Raw genomic sequence first — 17,212 nt, forward strand, 5'->3', positions numbered from 1 at the left:
AGGAACTACCATGCGCTTGACGATTTCCCGCCTGGCCGCCACCTGCGCCTGCCTGGGCCTGGCCGCCTGTACCACGCAGCTGGCCCACGTGCCGGTGGCGGCGTGGCCCGACGCCGATGCCGCCTATGCGGCGGGGCGCCAGCATTTCGAGCGGGGCGACTTGCCCGCTGCGCAAACGGCCTATGAGCAAGCCCTGCGCCATGCGCCGCGCCACGTGAACGCGCGCAATGGCCTGGCCGTGCTGCATGCGCAGCGCGGTGAACACGACGCGGCGATCGCCCATTGGCTGGCCTTGACGCAGGAGGCGGGCATGCCGCAGCCGCGGCAGGCCTATCTGTTCAGCAATCTCGGTCATGCCTATTATTTGAGCGGACGCGATGCGCAAGCGTTGACTGCGCTGGAACAGGCCTGTCTGCTCGACCCGCTCAATGCGTTGACCTGGCGGCATCTGGCGCAGGTGCTCGAACGGCTGGGGCAGCACGAGCGCGCGGCCGTCATGCGGCGCCAGGCGAGCAGCTTGCAGGAACACGATGTGCGGCGCGACATGGCCTTGTTGCGTGCCGAGGCGCCGCCGAAGCTTGCGCCCGAGCCTGTGCCGGATGCGCGCGCCATGGCGCGCGTGGAGATCACGCAGAGCGACGGCATGGCCCGCTTGCAGCGCGTGCCGGCGGCGGTGCGCAGCCTGCCCGTTAGCGCGTCGTTGCCGGCGGCGTCCGTGCCTGTGGCCGGCGCGCCGCATCCGCGCCTGGAAATTGTCAATGGCAACGGCGTGCCTGGCCTGGCAGCCGCGCTGGCGCGCAGCCTGGCTGGTGCGCCCGTGCAAGTGGTGCGCCTGGCCAATGAAACCAGCTTCCAGGTGGCGCGCACACGCGTCGAATACCGGCCCGCGCAGGAGCAGGCGGCGCGCCAACTGGCTCGCCAACTCGGTGCACAGGTGCGTACCCAGGTGCAGATCCAGGCCGCCGACTGCCCCGTCAGCGAACTGCGCCTGGTGCTGGGGCGTGACCTCAGCGATCCCGCCATGCTGCACCGCTATTATCTGCAGCAATTGCAGCTGGCGCGCCGGGCGCTGGCGCGGCTCGGTTAACACATCTCTGCCGCATAAAAAAGCGGCGCCTTTGCGGGCGCCGCGTGCTTTTCATGCTGCGGATTATTTCGGCTGCCGGCGGCGCGTAAAAGCCAGGGCTGCCAGTCCCGTGCCCAGCAGGAACAAAGTGCCTGGCTCCGGTACTTGCAAGGGTTCGATGACGACGATGTCGGTACGCGTGGACTTGGAAAAGTTCAAGGTGTAGCTGCCGGCGGGCAGGGCGAAATTCGACGTCAGCGAAAACATCGCAAAGCCATTCGTGAAGGCGCGCCCGGTGGCCGGGTCGTTGGTGCCGGCCGTCATGTTCAGGCTGAAGGGATCGAGGCTGCCGACCGTATGGTTGCCATTGACGTCGCTGCCATTGTTGGCGTCGCCATCGGGCGCGAACTGGAAGATCACGCCATCGGCATTCGCGTTCGACAGGCAGCCCACGGGACTGGAAGTATTGCACGAGATATTGAAGATATCCATGATCGACACGCTCGACTTGTCACCCATGGTCGTCACGCTGGTGCGCAGGTCGCGCCGTCCCATGAAGTTGAAGGTGATGAAGCCGGCGCTCGACAGGGTCAGGTTGACGGAGCCGGTGAGCGTATCGCCTGCCGTGGCCGTGGCGGCGCCGACCGTGTCGCGCTGTGCTTCCGCAACGGCGCGCACGGTGGAGCCGGCGGCCGTGAGCATATTGCCAAAGGCATGCGCGTCGCCGCGCGCGAACTCCAGGGTGGAACTGGGGCTGGGTGCGTAGTTATTTTGCGGCAAGCCGCTGCAGCCGCCGCCCGAACATACTTGCAGCACGTCGGCGTTGGCGGCCGGGCCCGTATTGACGGCGCGCGGATTGACGGCCACGCCGCCCTCGAAGAAGGCGCTGTCGCTGGCATTGCGGTTGGCGCCGGCCAGCGACAGCGCGCCAGCGCTGGTGGTGATGCGGAAAGAGTTCAATTCGTTGACGGCCAGGCCGTACGCGCCGGCCTGCGCCTGGCCGCTGGCCAGCAGACTTGCCGCCGCCAGTGCGCCCAGCCAACCCAGGGTCTTGCTTCGTGTGTGATCGACATTCATCGCAGCCTCTTATCGTAGTCAGTCTCGGAAAATCCGGGGGAGAAAGAATCCAGAATGACCTGCCTGGATTCATCTCGTAGACAGTGATAAGCAGCTTGCGTGCCACACAAAAAAAGCATATTGAATCAAGGGCTTGCGCAAAGCGGACTGAGCCGGTGGAAGCAAAGTGTAAGAAAGGCCGACGCCGCTTTCAGGTGCCCCGGTGATAGCCGAGGTGGCCGCCGGAATTGCGCGCGCAGCCGCAGCCGATGCGCGCCACCTCCTCGCCTTCCGTCAGTTTCCAGTTGGTAATCGTCGTGTGCTGCCAGTCGATGTCGCTTTTCTTGACAGGCTTTACCGTCAAGGTGCGGTTTTCCGCATCCGTGTACTCCATCAGCTCCTCGTCGTCGTCGATGTCGAAATGGCGGTGGATCAGGGAAATGCCGAAGCGGTCGAGCGCGCCATAACGTTGCAGCACGTCGCGCAGTTCGCGAAAGCAGGCGAGGTCGTCGGGCAGCAGCGGATTGACGGCGGAAATATCGGCGACGGGCTGCCATTGCATGGCGTGGATGTTCAGGCTGTGCATGATAGGCTCCTGTGCCCCGTGATGGTAGGACCAGGCTGCCAGAGGGGCACTGGCAACCTGTCGAAACGTCTATCGTGGCCGCAAAGCCGATGCGGCGTTTGCGCCAGATCAAAGGTGCGGCACATCGCCTCGCGCCGATAATTGCCCGGTAAAATAGGCCATGGCAAACAAAACCCCCACTTTCCCCGGCGCACGCACGGGCCGCGGCCAGGTCCTGGCCGTGCTGCTGTCGAACCGCGACCAGTCCGGCGCCGAACCGCTGCAAGGCCGCGTCTCGCTGGCCGCCATCGTGAAAGCGCTGAAACGCAAATACCATTGGCCGATCGAGACGCACAGCTTTCCCGCCAACACGCAGGACGGCCGCGCCAGCTGGGCGACCGTCTACAGCTTGCCGGAAAAGGTCATAGAGACCGCGCTCGACAGCGGCGGCCGGGAATGGCTGGAGAGCCGGGGAGCGGTCGGGCGGCGGTGAGTTGCCGACCTACCCTATTCGAGCCGGAAGCCGACCTTCAGCGTGACCTGGAAGTGCGCCACCTTGCCATCGACGATATGCCCGCGCGATTCCGTCACTTCATACCAGTCCATATGCTTGACCGTCAGCGCCGCCTTGGCAATGGCATCGCGTATCGCCTGATCGCTGCTTTCGGTAGACGTTCCCACCAGTTCGATCAGCTTGTAAGTGTGTGCGGACATGATATTCCCCCAGGTAGGCAAGCCAGACATCGGGAGCCTGCATTGCGCAAGCACATGCTCATCTTGCGCCTAAATGTGCTGATAGTCATTGCGCGGTGCAGCAATGCGAGCGTGAAGTGGGGAAAGGCCAAAGTCATGCTGACAGTATTGCTGTCAATGCAAGTGGTGGCTTGAGTTACTTGACGCAATGATGATCTCTCTGGCAGAAGTCGGTTTACAATCGAACGCAATGCTACTGGGAGAATGTTCAATGAAAATCAAGAGACTGCTTCAGTACATTTTATTTTTGGCAGGTTCACTAAGTTTGGCATGTGCTGACGCTCAAGTGGTGGTGCAAGCAAGTGCAGTTAAATTGCAGCCGTACATTGATAGGGATCAGTCCGGCTTTTTCTCATGCGGCGTACGCGCCATCATCACTGACTCCAGACCGGGATTTGTCGATGCTCATGACTTTACCTTGGCAATCCGTGCCGATATGGCAGGAGGACTAATTAAAGCCGGCAAGTCTAGTACTTCAAATAGTAGTCTCGTTAAGGGAAAACCTAATACGAATGCTGTCCTGCCTGCACCAATCAAGTTCTGGATTGCCAAAGAGGCCGAAGGAAAGGCAATATCTCCACTGCACATCATTGCTGCTGAGACACCTGGATACATTCTTGAGGCTACCGACCTTAGCCTAACAGTCAGCGCAATTTTGGCAATTACAAGTGGCGAACGTATGCAGTTTGCGAATCGCTACAAGAATGAAACTGTCGATACAGTTATCGCATTCGCCGCAACGATGCCAGAGAATGAGCGGCAATCGCTACTGATATGTCTTTCTGATGTTGCTGATCGATTAGGAGAGCTCAGCAATTGACACTGCCTTATTTGTCGAAAGGACGATCCGTACATAAACCGCTGCACACGGATTAGACAAAGCAAGCTATTCAAGGGTTAGATGGAAACGACACCTAAGCCGGAAACAAAAAGGGCTACCAGCCGAAGCGGGTAACCCTTTGATTTCCTACTGAATTCTGGTGCCGACTGCCGGTTTCGAACTGGCCACCTGATGATTACAAATCAACTGCTCTACCAAATGAGCTAAGTCGGCAAAAACTGCGCGTTGCGAATTATACGCTATTTAATGCGTGTCAGGGTCGGGCGGCCGCCTTTTTTTGGTGGCTCGTCGTCGCCTGGTGTGGCGCTGTCGCGTTGTTCGGGGGAGCTGGTCGGCACGGACGACAGAGTCGGGGCGCTGGCGGTGGGGGCGAGCACAGGCGGCGGGACGTCGGCGGAGGCCGGGCTGTCCGTCGGTTGCGCGTCGGGGTCATCATTGCCCAGCACGGGCTCGAAGGCCATGCCTTGGCCGTTTTCGTTGGCGTAGATGGCCATCACGTTGTCGACCGGCACGTAGATTTCGCGCGAGACGCCGCCAAAGCGGGCGTGGAAGCGGATGGCGTCGTTGTCCATCTTCAGGCCGCTGGTGGCGCCGAAGCTGATGTTGAGCACGATTTCGCCCTTTTTCACGTATTCCATCGGTACCGTGGTGCGCGAATCGACTTTGACCGCGAGATAAGGCGTGTAGCCGCTGTCGGTGCACCACTCGTAGATGGCGCGCAGCATATAAGGTTTGGTTGAGATTTCAGACATGGTAGGCACTGTGAGGCGGGAGCGCCCCCACAAGGCGGGCGCACCGGTAATTCAAAAGACTGGCTGCTGACGCAAGAGATCCCGGCAAGCGCGGCTTGCCGGGAATATCTTTTAACGACGCATCACTTTCTCAGACGGAGTGAGTGCTTCAATATAGGCTGGACGCGAGAAGATGCGTTCGGCGTATTTCATCAGCGGTGCGGCCGTCTTCGACAGTTCGATGCCGTAGTGGTCCAGGCGCCACAGCAGCGGCGCGACAGCCACGTCGAGCATCGAGAATTCGTCGCCCAGCATGTATTTGTTTTTCAGGAACAGTGGCGCCAGGGTCGTCAGGCGGTCGCGGATTTCCGCGCGTGCCTTGTCGTGGGCCTTGTCGTTGCTCTTGGCGCGTTCGCTTTCCAGCACGTGCACGTGCACGAACAGTTCTTTTTCGAAATTGAACAGCATCAGGCGCGCGCGGGCACGCATCAGCGGATCGGCCGGCATCAGTTGCGGATGCGGGAAGCGCTCATCGATGTACTCGTTGATGATGTTCGATTCATACAGGATCAGTTCGCGCTCGACCAGGATAGGCACTTGGCCATACGGGTTCATGGTCGAAATGTCTTCCGGTTTGTTGAACAGGTCGACGTCGCGCACTTCGAAATCCATGCCTTTTTCAAACAGAACCAGGCGGCAGCGTTGCGAAAATGGGCAGGTTGTACCCGAATAGAGAACCATCATTTTTTATAGTTCCTTAGAAACAAAGGGGGTGAAGCCGCGAACGGCTCACCCCAGGTCGCTTGTCCACTCATGCGGACAACGCAGAAACAGGCATAAACCGGCCTATGGCCGGCGCCTCACTTATTTGACTTCCTTCCAGAACGACGCGTTAAGGCGCCATGCCAGCAGAGCAAAGACCGACAGGAACAGCAGCACCCACACGCCCAGGCGCTTGCGTGTTTGCTGTGCCGGTTCGGCCATCCACTCCATGTAGCCGACCAGGTCGGCTACCGCATTGTCATACTCGATCTTGTTCAACGTACCTGGCTTGACCTGCTCGAAGCCGGTAAATTTGTGGATCTTCTTGCCAGCTTCGTGCGGATCATTCTCTTCCACGAACTTGGCAGTCTGGACACCTTGCAATTCCCATAATACATGCGGCATGGCAACATTCGGCACGACCATGTTGTTCCAGCCGGTCGGACGAGTGTCGTCTTTATAGAACGTACGCAGGTAAGTATACAGGTAGTCGCCGCCTGTGCCAGCGGAAGATGATTTCGCGCGCGAAATTACCGACAAATCCGGCGGTACGACGCCAAAGAAGGCCTTGGCGTCCTGCGCTGCCAGGCTTGTCGTCATCAGGTCGCCCACTTTATCACTGGTGAACAACAAATTCTGCTTGATCTGGTCTTCCGTCAAGCCCAAGTCGCGCAGGCGGTTGTAGCGCATCGACACGGCAGAGTGGCAATTCAAGCAATAATTGACGAACAATTTGGCGCCATGCTGCAGCGCTGCCATGTTGGTCTGGCGGTCAGGCGCCTTGTCCAGCGGAAAGCCGCCTTCGCTGGCGAGAGCCATGGCGGGCACGAGTGCCAGGATGGCGAGCAGTTTTTTTGCAATCTTCATATGATGTATGTCCTTTGAGCGTGGCGTGAGAGCGGCTTAGTGCGGGTGGAACGTCACACGCGACGGCACGGTCTTGAACTTGCCCATGGCACTCCACCATGGCATCAGCAGGAAGAAGCTGAAGTAAATCAGGGTGCACACTTGCGACACGATGGTTTTTGCATCCGTTGGCGCCTGGGTCCCGAGGTAGCCGAGGATCAGGAACGACAGGCCGAAGATGGCATAGATGTATTTGTGCCAGGTCGGACGGTAGCGGATCGATTTCACCGGCGAATGGTCTAACCATGGCAGGAACGCCAGGATCACGACGGAGCCGCCGAAGAACACCACGCCCCAGAATTTCGCGTCCAGCACCTGCGGCAGCATGCCGATGATGGCGACGATGGCGATGCCGGCGATGACCGACTTGACGACCGTCGACAGGCGCGACTTGAGCCAGATGAACACCACGTAGGCAGCTACGACACCCATCAGCACGTACATGAAGTCGGCCGTGGTGGCACGCAGCACCGAGTAGAACGGCGTGAAGTACCAGGTTGGCGCGATGTGCAGCGGAGTCTTCAGCGAGTCGCCCGGCAGGAAGTTGTTGTATTCCAGGAAGTAGCCGCCCATTTCCGGCGCGAAAAAGACGACGGCGCTGAAAATGACGAGGAAGATCGATACGCCGAACAGGTCATGCACGGTGTAGTAAGGATGTGAAGGGATCGAATCGACCGGGTGGCCATCGGCGCCCAGGTTTTCTTTCACTTCGATGCCGTCCGGATTGCTCGAGCCCACTTCATGCAGTGCGATCAAGTGCGCTGCAACCAGGCCCAGCAGTACCAGCGGGATGGCGATCACGTGGAAGGCGAAGAAACGGTTCAGGGTCGCGTCGGAAACAACATAGTCGCCGCGGATCCACAGCGACAGGTCAGGGCCGATCAGCGGGATGGCGCCAAACAGGTTGACGATCACTTGGGCGCCCCAGTACGACATCTGGCCCCATGGCAGCAGGTAGCCGAAGAACGCTTCGGCCATCAGGCACAGGAAGATGGCGAAACCGAACAGCCAGATCAGCTCACGTGGCTTGCGGTACGAGCCGTACAGCAGGCCGCGCGTCATGTGCAGGTAGACGATGATGAAGAAGGCCGAGGCGCCCGTCGAGTGCATGTAGCGCACCAGCCAGCCCCACGGTACTTCGCGCATGATGTACTCGACGGAATTGAAGGCCAGGGCCGCATCCGGTTTGTAGTGCATGGTCAGGAAGATGCCGGTGACGATCTGCAAGACCAGCACCAGCATGGCCAGCGAGCCGAAGATGTACCAGAAATTGAAGTTTTTCGGGGCGTAGTACTTGCCCCATTGGTCGTTCCACAGCTTGGTCAGGGGAAAGCGGTCATCGACCCAGCCCAGCGCTTTTTCGGCGACGGGAGCGTCTGCCGGGAATTTCGTCTCTTTGAAAGCAGCCATGATCAAGCCTCGCCTTTCTCGTCTTTACCTATCAGCAATTTGGTGTCGCTCAGATACATATGACGCGGCACTTGCAGGTTGTCCGGCGCCGGCTTGTTCTTGAACACGCGGCCAGCCATGTCGAAGGTGGAGCCGTGGCAAGGGCACAGGAAGCCGCCTTCCCAGTCATCGGGCAGCGACGGTTGCGGGCCGGGGGCAAATTTCGAGGAAGGGGAGCAGCCCAGGTGGGTGCAGATGCCGACGGCGACGAGAATTTCAGGCTTGATCGAGCGTGCCTCGTTCATGCAGTACGGTGGCGTAAATTCGTCGGGGTTGCGTTGGGAATTGGCATCGGCGACTTTGCCGTCGGTCTTTTTCAGGGACGCGATCATTTCCGGCGTGCGCTTCAGGATCCAGACCGGCTTGCCGCGCCATTCGACGGTGCGCATTTCGCCGGGTTGCAAGGTGGTGATGTCTACTTCGACCGGCGCGCCAGCCGCTTTCGCGCGCTCCGACGGCTGGAAGGTGCTTACCAAGGCTCCCGCGGTTGCCAATCCAACTACACTGCCCGCCGCGCACGTGGCGACGAGCAAGCCGCGACGGCCTGAATCGACCTGCTTTTCGTTACTCATGCAAACCCCAATCAGTCAAAATGCGAATCTTTATTATGAGTGGCAGCCGCGAAAAACCCGTCGCCGAAGCTCTATCCCACTGATTGCCGCGATCCGCATCTTTGTACGGTAACGTGGCAACATCCCTGCGGAACTTCGGCCAATGGCGCAGCCCGTGCCAGTTTCTTGTTGATTATCCGGAAGTGAAAAAGCCACTTCTGGCAACCGCAAATTATAAGTGAAGCAAACAACGAATAAAACAAAAACGTTGCTTGTACCATAATTTATATACTTTTGCAGGAGGTGGCTAGTTCTTTCGAACTAGATGCGCATGGCTGTGCCGGAATTGGTCCTGCCGGCAACCACAAGTTGGTGTCCCCAGGAATCAATAGTATGATCGGCATGTTTTTATATCTATCCGAAGGAGAAATTCATGGCAATGATGCAAGAATTTAAAGAATTTGCAATGAAGGGTAACGTCGTCGATCTGGCGGTCGGTGTCATTATCGGTGGTGCCTTCGGCAAGATTGTCGATTCGCTGGTGCAAGACGTGATCATGCCGCCCATCGGCCGCATTTTCGGCGGCCTCGATTTCGCCAATTACTACCTGCCCCTGAATGGCCAAGCCACCACCCTGACCCTGGTGGAAGCGAAAAAGGCGGGCGCTGTGCTGGCCTACGGTAACTTCCTGACCATTCTGCTCAATTTCGTCATTCTCGCCTTCATCATCTTCCAGATGGTACGCCTGATGAACAAGGCACGCCGCAGCGAACCGGTCGCGCCGGCAGCGGCACCGGCCACGCCGGAAGACATCGTGCTGCTGCGTGAAATCCGCGACTCGCTGCAGAAGAACGGACAGAATAGCAACGATCTGGCAAAATAAGTCGTTCCGGCACGGGCCGGCTGACCTGGGCAGAGAACTGTATGCGACGATTCTGGTTATTGTTTGCGCAAACCGTGACGATCGCGTTGGCGCTGTACTTTGTGTACGGCGCGCTGCGCCCGGCCAGCCGGGTACAGCAACTGGGCTCTCCCGCCAAACCGGTGCCCGTGGTGGAAACGGCGTCGAGCAGCCTGGCGCCCGGCTCCTACCGCGACGCGGCGGCGCGCGCCATGCCCGCCGTCGTCAACATCCTCACCCTGCAAGTCCCCAAGCGCGGCGCCCATCCGCTGGCGCGCGATCCCTTCTTCAAACGTTTCTTCGGCGACCGCGACCCGGACGACGGGGATGACGACGACTTGAAAAACAGCCTCGGCTCCGGCGTCATCGTCAGCCATGAAGGCTATGTGCTGACCAACAACCACGTGGTCGAAGGCGCCGATGAAATCGAAGTGGTGCTCACCGATGGCCGCAAGGCGCCGGCCAAGGTGGTGGGCCTCGATCCGGAAACGGACCTGGCCGTCATCAAGATCGACCTCGACAAGCTGCCCGTCATCGTGCTGGGCCAGTCGGAACTGGCGCGCGTGGGCGACGTGGTGCTGGCCATCGGCAATCCGTTCGGCGTGGGCCAGACGGTGACCATGGGCATCATCTCCGCCCTGGGCCGCAACAACCTGCACATCAACAGCTTTGAAAACTTCATCCAGACGGATGCGGCGATTAACTTCGGCAACTCGGGCGGCGCCTTGGTCGATACGCGCGGCAATCTGATCGGCATCAATACGGCGATTTATTCGCAAAGCGGCGGCTCCGTCGGCATCGGCTTCGCCATTCCCGTGTCGACGGCCAAGACGGTGATGGAAGCCATCATCAAGGATGGCCACGTAGTGCGCGGCTGGATCGGCGTGGAAACGCAGGACATCACGCCCGAACTGGCGCAAAGCTTCAACTTGCAGCGCACCAGCGGCGCCATCATCGCCGGTGTGGTGCGCAACGGCCCGGCCGACAAGGCGGGCATCGTGCCCGGCGACATCCTGCTGACGGTGCAAGGCAAGCCCGTGGGCGACACGACGGAAATGCTGAACCTGATCGCCCAACTGCCGCCTGGCGAAAAAGCTAAAATGACGGTGCTGCGCAAGAATCGCGAAGCGGCACTCGACGTGATGGTGGGAAAACGCCCCATCCCGAAAGAGCTTTCCAAATAGTTGCTGATCGGAATTTGACACATGCATGTGCGTGATTTGACCCAATTTTTACGTGAACTGAGCGACAACAACAACCGTCCCTGGTTTGTGATGAACAAGCCCCGCTACGACATCCTGCGCGAGGAATTCCTGGCGCTGGTCACCAGCCTGATCGGCGAGCTGGGCAAGTTCGACCCTGCCGTGAAATACTGCAATCCGAAGAAGGCCATGTTCCGCATCAACCGCGACGTGCGCTTTGCCCATGATAAAAGCCCGTATAAGACGCGTTTTTCGGCCGCCATCGCACCGAACGACATGCGCCGCCCCAGCAAGGCGGGCGGTCCCACGTATTATCTGCAGATCGACGGCCAGGGGAACCTGCTGTTCGGCGCCGGCGAGTACATGCCGCCACCGGGCCGCCTGAAGGCGCTGCGCGAGCACATGGTCAACGATGCGCCAGGCTTTTCCAAAGTGCTGAAAAATAAGCGCTTGAAGGCCCGTTTCGGCACCATCCAGAACGAGGGCAAGCTGCAGCGCCCGCCCAAGGGGTTTGACGCGGACGCCGAACATATCGAATTCATCAAGCTGAAAAGCTTTTTCGTCTGGACCGAAGTACCGCTGCCCGTCAACGCCCCCGAGAAACTGCTGCCGACCCTGGCGGAAGGCTTGAAGGATGCGTGGCCGCTGGTCGAGTGGATGCGCGGCGCGAAAGAGCCGGAGGAAGTCGCCGAATAATTGCTGAAGGAGCACATGATGGCATTGGAGCATGCAAGTTCAGGACAGGTGATCGACGTGCTGCGCAGGGACGGCGACGACCTGTCGCAGTTTTCCGCCATTGCGCTGGCCAAGACGGATGAGCTGGAACTGATCCGCATGTGCATGCCCAAAGGCAAGACCATGCCCGAGCATCATGTGCTCGGTGAAATCACCTTGCTGTGCCTGCAAGGGCAGGTGGCGGTGGAAGCGCATGGCGGCGTGCAAGTGCTGGGACCGGGGCAGATGCTGTACCTGCTTGGCGGCCAGGCGCACGCCCTGGAAGCGCGCGAAGACAGTCTGTTGCTGCTGACGATCTTGATGGCCAAGGCGGGGCGCTAGGTTTCGCCTTAGGCCGCTTCGGCGCGCGGGTCGCGCGACAGCAACTGCTGCACCATCACGTGCGGCAAATCCCCATCGAACAGCACGCCGGCCACCGCATTGGTGATCGGCATGTCGACGCCCATGCGGCGCGCCAGTTCGCGCACGGCCTTGGCGCACGGTACGCCTTCGGCCACGTGACCGAGTTCGGCCACGATGGTCTCCAGCGCCTTGCCTTGCGCCAGGCCCAGGCCGACCCGGCGGTTGCGCGACAGGTCGCCCGTGCAAGTGAGTATCAAATCGCCCATGCCGGTCAAGCCCATGAACGTTTCCGTCTGGCCACCGAGGGCCGTGCCCAGGCGCGTGATTTCCGCCAGGCCACGCGTGATCAGCGCGGCGCGCGCATTCAAGCCCAGGCCCAGGCCGTCGGCCACGCCGGTGGCAATGGCCAGCACGTTCTTGACGGCGCCGCCCACTTCCACGCCGACCAGGTCGTCGCTCGCATACACGCGGATGGTGCCGCCATGCAAGGCCGAGACGACGGCGCCGCGCAAGGCCGCATTGTGCGAGGCGATGGTCAGCGCGCACGGCAAGCCGCGCGCCACTTCCTGCGCGAACGAAGGGCCGGACAGGGCGCCGCCGGGGATGGTGTCGCCCAGCACTTCCTGCACGATCTGGTGCGGCAGCATGCCCGTGCCGCCTTCAAACCCTTTGCACAGCCACACCAGGTTGCCGATGGCTTTGTCTTTCAGCTGATGCAGCATGGGCCGCAAGCCCGCCACGGGGCAGGCGGCGATCAAGAGGCCCTGTTCGCCGCTGGCATGCGCGACGGCGGCGTCGAAATCGGCGCTGATGCGCAGTTGCGGCGGCAAAGGGAAGCCGGGCAAATAACTGTTTTCGCCGCTGGCGGCCATGGCGGCCATGGCGTCGCCATTGCGGCCCCACAGCAGCACGTCGTGGCGGCCGGCCAGGGCCATGGCCACGGCCGTGCCCCAGGCGCCGGCGCCCAGGAGGGTGATCTTGCGGGCGGCGGGAATACTATCGGGAATGACTTCAGGAGAAACTTGCATGCAACCTCAAACGGGGCAGGGGGAACGGACGCGGTGCTTACAGGCCCCACACTTCGCTGGTCTTGACGTAGCCGCTCTGGCCATCCTTGTGGCGCACCTTGACCCAGCCGGAACTTGCTTGCTCGCTCATTTCCAGCAGCACGCCCTTGTCGACGAGGAGGATGGCGGAGGCGGTATCGTCGGGGCTGGCGCGCACCTTGAGGTTCGCGGCGCGCGCCACGACGTTGCGCTTGGCCGACAGGCCCTTGGCTTCCGTCCAGGCCATTTCGCCGCTGGCGTCGCGTACCTTGACCCATTCGCCGTAGCTGAGCACGACTTCCAGCGGCATGCCGCGTGGCGCCACGTACAGCTTGCCGCCCTTGGAGGATGGCGCGTCGTACAGGATCACGGGGGCTGCGCCCACCGTTTTGAAATCGACGGCGTGACTGGCGGCGGTCGCCAGCAGCAGCACGGCGCCGGCCATCCAGCGGAACTTGCTCAAGAGCGCACTTTTCAACATGATATTTTGAACCTTAACGAAACACGGCGGCCAGGCCGCCGTGTCAGGCCAGCCTTGACGGCTGGCGGGGTCTTGCCTGAAGCTTAGTGCGTCGTCGCGTCGGCTGCCGGGGCAGCTGCAGCGGCGTCAGCAATAGCTTGCAGACGTTGTTGGTAGAACACTTCGAAGTTGATCTCGGCCAGGTGCACTGGCGGGAAGCCGGCACGGGTGATCACGTCGGCGATGTTGGCGCGCAGGTAAGGGTAGATGATGTTCGGGCAGCCGATTCCCAGCAGCGGATCGAGTTGATCGGCAGGAATGTTGCGTGCTTCGAAGATACCGGCTTGCTTGCCTTCAACCAGGAAAGCGACTTTATCGCCGACTTTGGCGGTGACGGTGATGGTCACGGTGGCTTCGAAGATGCCGTCGGCCAGAGGCGCAGCGCCCACGTCCAGTGCGACTTCGATCGCTGGTGCTTCTTGTTCCAGGAAAATAGCTGGGGAATTTGGTTGTTCCAGCGACATGTCTTTCAGGTAGACGCGTTGGATTTGGAAGACTGGTTGCAGGTTTTCGTCAGACATGGAACGCTTTCGTTGTAAAGGACAAGAACGGCACACCGTTCAAATATGGTGCTTGCGGTATGTAAACCGCGCCGGATAGGCGCGGCCAGATCAGGTGCGAGGGCAATTGTATCAAAACAATACGACAAAAAACCAAGCAATTTCTCGAACCAGCTTTATATCAGGCTGCCGTGCCGTTTAACAAGGGGTCCAGCTTGCCAGCTTGATCGAGCGCATACAAATCGTCGAATCCGCCCACGTGGGTGTCGCCCACATAGATTTGCGGCACCGTGCGGCGGCCCGTGCGTTCCATCATCTTGATGCGCTCTTCCGGGTCGAGGTCGACGCGGATCTTTTGCACGGCGACGCCCTTCGATTCCAGCAGGCGCTCGGCGCGCACGCAATACGGGCACACGGCGGTGCTATACACAATTACGGGGACAGTCATGATGATTCCTTCCAGTTAAGTGCCGGCTTACTTCGCCAGCGACAAGGTTTTCAATGGCAAACCTTGCTTTTTCCATTCGTCGAGGCCGCCTTCCAGGCTCGTTGCCTCAGCGAAACCAGCTTTGCCCAGCAGGCCGACGGCGGTTGCCGAACGCGAACCTTTCTGGCAAACCACTACAATGGGGCGCGTTTTGAATTTTTCCAGCTCGCCCAGGCGTTTTGACAGTTCCGGCAGCGGAATATTTTTCGCGTCAGGCAAGTGGCCCGTGGCGAATTCTTCCGCGCTACGCACGTCGACGATGATGGTCTTGCCGCGGTTGATCAGTTGCGTGACTTCCAGCACGGTCGCGCGCTTGCCGCGCATCGACAGCAGTGGCCAGAGGAGGGCGCCGCCGGAAATAATGACGATGGCAAACAGAAAAATGTGGTCGATAATGAATTTCACGTAGGGTCCAATGGTTTAAGTCAATCCGCGCATTATAAAATAGAAGCTGGACGAGGTCTTTTTACGTTTTGCTTTTTTGATTTGAACCCCTTGAGAAGATAGAACTATGTACAAAATCGTTTTCATGCGTCACGGCGAGTCCACCTGGAACCTCGATAACCGCTTCACCGGCTGGACCGACGTCGATCTGACGGAAAAGGGCGTCAACGAAGCCAAGGCCGCCGGCCAGATCCTCAAGCAGGAAGGTTTTACGTTCGACGTGGCCTACACTTCCGTCCTGAAGCGCGCCATCCGCACCCTGTGGCTGGCGCTCGACGAGATGGACATGATGTATCTGCCGATCAAGAACGACTGGCGCTTGAACGAGCGCCACTATGGCGCCCTGCAAGGCCTGGACAAGGGCGAGACGGCCGCCAAGTATGGCGACGAGCAAGTCCTCGTGTGGCGCCGCAGCTACGACACGCCGCCGCCGCCGCTGGCGGAAGACGATGACCGCGCCTCGTTCAACGATCCGCGCTACGCCGGCTTGCCGAAAGCGTCGATTCCGCTGACCGAATGCCTGAAAGACACCGTGGCGCGCGTGATGCCGGCCTGGGATGAAGAAATCGCCCCGGCCATCCGCGCTGGCAAAAAGATCATCATTTCGGCCCATGGCAACAGCCTGCGCGCGCTGATCAAGATGTTAGATGGCATCAGCGACAGCGATATCGTCGGCCTGAACATCCCGAACGGCCAGCCGCTCGTGTATGAACTGGATGCCGACCTGAAACCGATCCGTCACTACTACCTGGGCGACCCGGCAGCGATTGCGGCAGCGCAAGCAGCCGTGGCGAACCAAGGGAAGGCCAAGTAACTTGTCGTCTTTCTTCCGCGGCACAGCCATCGCCCCCTCTGCTGAACGACCCCTGCCGGCGTGGCGCGCCGGTGCCATGCTGTGCCTGGCGCTGCTGCTTTCCAGCGGTGCCGCGCAGGGCGCCAAGCCCACCGAACGCAGCAAGCAGAAGGCGGCCGCGGAAGCACAACGTGCTGGATTGCAACAAAAGCTGACGGCGCTCAAGCGCGACATCAGCCGCACGGAAAGCGCCAAGGATGACGCGGCCGATACCCTGGCCGAGTCGGAAGAAGCCATTTCCAATGCCAACCGCGCCTTGCGCGACCTGGCGCAGGAGCAAAGCGAGACGGGCGTGAAACTCAATGCGCTGGGGCAAGAGCACCAGCAATTGACGGCCACCGTCGAGAAACAAAAGACGCAGCTGTCAAAGTTGCTGCGTGAACAATATGTCGCCGGCAACGAAGACCGCATCAAGCTGCTCTTGTCGGGCGACAACCCCAACCGCATCAACCGCGACTTGCAATTGATGGCGTATGTCTCGCAGGCGCAGGCGCGCCTGCTGGAAGCCTTGCGCGCCAACTTGCTGGCCGTGGAGAAAAACCAGGCGGACGTGCAGAACGCCAAGGATGAACTGGAAGAAATTGCGCAGGAAGAGCGCGACCAGAAGGCCCTGCTGGTGCAGGAGAAGGCGCGCCGCGCCGCCTTGCTGACGACCCTGTCGCAGCGCCTGGTGGCGCAGCGCAAGGAAGTGGGCAATGTCGAGCGCGACGAACAGCGCATGGGCAACCTGGTCGACAAGCTGGCCAAACTGATCGAAGAGCAGGCCGCGGCCGCCGCGGCTGAAAAGAAACGCCAGCAATTGCTGGCCGAGCAACGCGCCGCCGCCAAAGCGGCCGCCGACGCGAAGATCGCGGCGGAAAAACGCGAACGCCTGCTGGCCGCGCGCGCCAAGGCTGCCCAGGCGCAGGCCGAACGCGAACGCATTGCGAAAGAGCAACAAAACAAATCGGGCAAGATCAAGCCGCAGACGCCGCCTCCGCCGCCCGTGAAACTGGAACCGATCGACGACGACGAGCCGCCGCAAGTGGCCAAGGTGGCGCCGAAACCGGAACCGAAGCCGGAACCGGAGCCGGAACGCCCGAGCCTGGGCCCGGCCGCGCCGGCCGGCGCCTTTGCCAGCCTGAAAGGGCAGCTGCGCGCGCCTGTGACGGGCAAGATCGCCGCCCGCTTCGGCAGCAAGCGTGGTGACGGCCCCAGCTGGAAGGGCGTGTTCATCCGTACGGGCGAAGGCAGCGAAGTCCACGCCATCGCCGGCGGCCGGGTCGTGTTTTCCGACTGGCTGCGCGGTTTCGGCAATTTGATCATCGTCGACCATGGCGGCCAGTACATGAGTATTTATGGCAATAACCAATCGTTGCTGAAACGGGTGGGCGACGCCGTCAAGGGTGGCGATGCCATTGCCAGCGCGGGCAACAGCGGCGGCAACGAGGAATCAGGGCTATACTTTGAATTGCGTCATCAGGGCCGCGCCTTCGATCCCGCCACCTGGGTGAAGTTTTAAG

The 17,212-nt window shown here is 60.5% G+C and carries 22 protein-coding genes and 1 tRNA gene; 9 read left to right on the forward strand and 14 right to left on the reverse strand.

All coding sequences use genetic code 11. The features are described 5' to 3' along the window. Window positions 1-10: 10 nt before the first annotated feature. Window positions 11-1,087, forward strand: a complete 1,077-nt coding sequence (locus tag SKZ59_RS13705; protein ID WP_319992083.1) for a LytR C-terminal domain-containing protein — start codon at window positions 11-13, stop codon at window positions 1,085-1,087. A gap of 63 nt (window positions 1,088-1,150) precedes the next feature. On the opposite strand, the gene SKZ59_RS13710 is transcribed toward SKZ59_RS13705, so the two are convergent. Both SKZ59_RS13710 and SKZ59_RS13715 read right to left on the reverse strand, forming a co-directional pair. Continuing rightward, window positions 1,151-2,143 (reverse strand): EDSAP-1 family PEP-CTERM protein, encoded by a 993-nt coding sequence (locus SKZ59_RS13710; protein ID WP_072455836.1) that lies wholly within the window; start codon window positions 2,141-2,143, stop codon window positions 1,151-1,153. A 190-nt stretch (window positions 2,144-2,333) separates the two neighbouring features. After that, window positions 2,334-2,708: a hypothetical protein gene (locus SKZ59_RS13715; RefSeq protein ID WP_319992084.1), complete on the reverse strand. Its 375-nt coding sequence runs from the start codon at window positions 2,706-2,708 to the stop codon at window positions 2,334-2,336. A 160-nt stretch (window positions 2,709-2,868) separates the two neighbouring features. Here SKZ59_RS13715 and SKZ59_RS13720 point away from each other — a divergent pair, with 160 nt between their 5' ends. Beyond that, complete coding sequence (locus SKZ59_RS13720) at window positions 2,869-3,180, forward strand: hypothetical protein (RefSeq protein ID WP_034752996.1); 312 nt, start codon at window positions 2,869-2,871, stop codon at window positions 3,178-3,180. 14 nt (window positions 3,181-3,194) lie between these two features. Here SKZ59_RS13720 and SKZ59_RS13725 read toward each other — a convergent pair whose 3' ends face one another. After that, window positions 3,195-3,401 (reverse strand): dodecin, encoded by a 207-nt coding sequence (locus SKZ59_RS13725; protein WP_034753599.1) that lies wholly within the window; start codon window positions 3,399-3,401, stop codon window positions 3,195-3,197. A 187-nt stretch (window positions 3,402-3,588) separates the two neighbouring features. Between SKZ59_RS13725 and SKZ59_RS13730 the strand changes: the two genes are divergently transcribed. Next, a complete protein-coding gene (locus SKZ59_RS13730; protein ID WP_319992085.1) occupies window positions 3,589-4,260 on the forward strand; it encodes a hypothetical protein in 672 nt (223 codons plus the stop codon). Window positions 4,261-4,418: 158 nt separating this feature from the next. Here the strand turns inward: SKZ59_RS13730 and SKZ59_RS13735 are convergent. From SKZ59_RS13735 to petA, 6 genes are all read right to left on the reverse strand, one after another. Beyond that, a tRNA-Thr gene (locus SKZ59_RS13735) sits at window positions 4,419-4,494 on the reverse strand. A 26-nt stretch (window positions 4,495-4,520) separates the two neighbouring features. Then, window positions 4,521-5,033, reverse strand: a complete 513-nt coding sequence (locus tag SKZ59_RS13740; protein WP_128140997.1) for a ClpXP protease specificity-enhancing factor — start codon at window positions 5,031-5,033, stop codon at window positions 4,521-4,523. Between the two features lie 111 nt (window positions 5,034-5,144). Then, window positions 5,145-5,756 (reverse strand): glutathione S-transferase N-terminal domain-containing protein, encoded by a 612-nt coding sequence (locus SKZ59_RS13745; RefSeq protein WP_010394154.1) that lies wholly within the window; start codon window positions 5,754-5,756, stop codon window positions 5,145-5,147. Window positions 5,757-5,876: 120 nt separating this feature from the next. Beyond that, entirely contained in the window at window positions 5,877-6,641 is a 765-nt protein-coding gene (locus SKZ59_RS13750) for a cytochrome c1 (protein WP_034753006.1), read from the reverse strand. Window positions 6,642-6,677: 36 nt separating this feature from the next. Beyond that, a complete protein-coding gene (locus tag SKZ59_RS13755; protein WP_219328499.1) occupies window positions 6,678-8,090 on the reverse strand; it encodes a cytochrome b in 1,413 nt (470 codons plus the stop codon). Window positions 8,091-8,092: 2 nt separating this feature from the next. Beyond that, window positions 8,093-8,701 (reverse strand): ubiquinol-cytochrome c reductase iron-sulfur subunit, encoded by a 609-nt coding sequence (gene petA, locus SKZ59_RS13760; protein ID WP_072455827.1) that lies wholly within the window; start codon window positions 8,699-8,701, stop codon window positions 8,093-8,095. Window positions 8,702-9,113: 412 nt separating this feature from the next. Between petA and mscL the strand changes: the two genes are divergently transcribed. Genes mscL through SKZ59_RS13780 form a run of 4 tightly spaced genes read left to right on the forward strand, consistent with a single transcriptional unit; the run spans window position 9,114 to window position 11,839 of the window. Beyond that, window positions 9,114-9,563, forward strand: coding sequence for a large conductance mechanosensitive channel protein MscL (mscL, locus tag SKZ59_RS13765; protein ID WP_034753010.1), 450 nt, complete (start codon window positions 9,114-9,116; stop codon window positions 9,561-9,563). Between the two features lie 41 nt (window positions 9,564-9,604). After that, window positions 9,605-10,765 (forward strand): Do family serine endopeptidase, encoded by a 1,161-nt coding sequence (locus SKZ59_RS13770; protein WP_072455825.1) that lies wholly within the window; start codon window positions 9,605-9,607, stop codon window positions 10,763-10,765. Between the two features lie 21 nt (window positions 10,766-10,786). Next, window positions 10,787-11,479, forward strand: coding sequence for a DUF2461 domain-containing protein (locus SKZ59_RS13775; protein WP_319992086.1), 693 nt, complete (start codon window positions 10,787-10,789; stop codon window positions 11,477-11,479). A gap of 15 nt (window positions 11,480-11,494) precedes the next feature. Then, the gene (locus SKZ59_RS13780; protein ID WP_223278961.1) at window positions 11,495-11,839 is read left to right on the forward strand and encodes a hypothetical protein; all 345 of its coding nucleotides are present in this window, start codon (window positions 11,495-11,497) and stop codon (window positions 11,837-11,839) included. Between the two features lie 8 nt (window positions 11,840-11,847). Here the strand turns inward: SKZ59_RS13780 and SKZ59_RS13785 are convergent, their stop codons facing one another. The 5 genes from SKZ59_RS13785 to SKZ59_RS13805 all read right to left on the reverse strand — a co-directional run bounded on the left by SKZ59_RS13785 (window position 11,848) and on the right by SKZ59_RS13805 (window position 14,818). Further along, complete coding sequence (locus SKZ59_RS13785; RefSeq protein ID WP_319992087.1) at window positions 11,848-12,888, reverse strand: NAD(P)H-dependent glycerol-3-phosphate dehydrogenase; 1,041 nt, start codon at window positions 12,886-12,888, stop codon at window positions 11,848-11,850. A 37-nt stretch (window positions 12,889-12,925) separates the two neighbouring features. Next, complete coding sequence (locus SKZ59_RS13790) at window positions 12,926-13,387, reverse strand: SH3 domain-containing protein (RefSeq protein WP_051991348.1); 462 nt, start codon at window positions 13,385-13,387, stop codon at window positions 12,926-12,928. 83 nt (window positions 13,388-13,470) lie between these two features. After that, a complete protein-coding gene (secB, locus tag SKZ59_RS13795; protein WP_034753023.1) occupies window positions 13,471-13,947 on the reverse strand; it encodes a protein-export chaperone SecB in 477 nt (158 codons plus the stop codon). Window positions 13,948-14,107: 160 nt separating this feature from the next. After that, the gene (gene grxC, locus SKZ59_RS13800; protein ID WP_034753025.1) at window positions 14,108-14,374 is read right to left on the reverse strand and encodes a glutaredoxin 3; all 267 of its coding nucleotides are present in this window, start codon (window positions 14,372-14,374) and stop codon (window positions 14,108-14,110) included. 27 nt (window positions 14,375-14,401) lie between these two features. Continuing rightward, window positions 14,402-14,818: a rhodanese-like domain-containing protein gene (locus SKZ59_RS13805; protein WP_219328497.1), complete on the reverse strand. Its 417-nt coding sequence runs from the start codon at window positions 14,816-14,818 to the stop codon at window positions 14,402-14,404. A 106-nt stretch (window positions 14,819-14,924) separates the two neighbouring features. On the opposite strand from SKZ59_RS13805, the gene gpmA reads away from it, so the two are divergent. Further along, on the forward strand, window positions 14,925-15,671 hold the full coding sequence (gene gpmA / locus SKZ59_RS13810; RefSeq protein ID WP_034753030.1) for a 2,3-diphosphoglycerate-dependent phosphoglycerate mutase: 747 nt from the start codon (window positions 14,925-14,927) through the stop codon (window positions 15,669-15,671). Between the two features lie 76 nt (window positions 15,672-15,747). Next, complete coding sequence (locus tag SKZ59_RS13815; RefSeq protein ID WP_219328674.1) at window positions 15,748-17,211, forward strand: murein hydrolase activator EnvC family protein; 1,464 nt, start codon at window positions 15,748-15,750, stop codon at window positions 17,209-17,211. The last annotated feature ends 1 nt before the right edge of the window (window position 17,212 follow it).

The organism is Janthinobacterium sp. GMG2 (assembly GCF_033949445.1).
In the GTDB taxonomy this organism is placed as follows: domain Bacteria; phylum Pseudomonadota; class Gammaproteobacteria; order Burkholderiales; family Burkholderiaceae_D; genus Janthinobacterium; species Janthinobacterium aestuarii.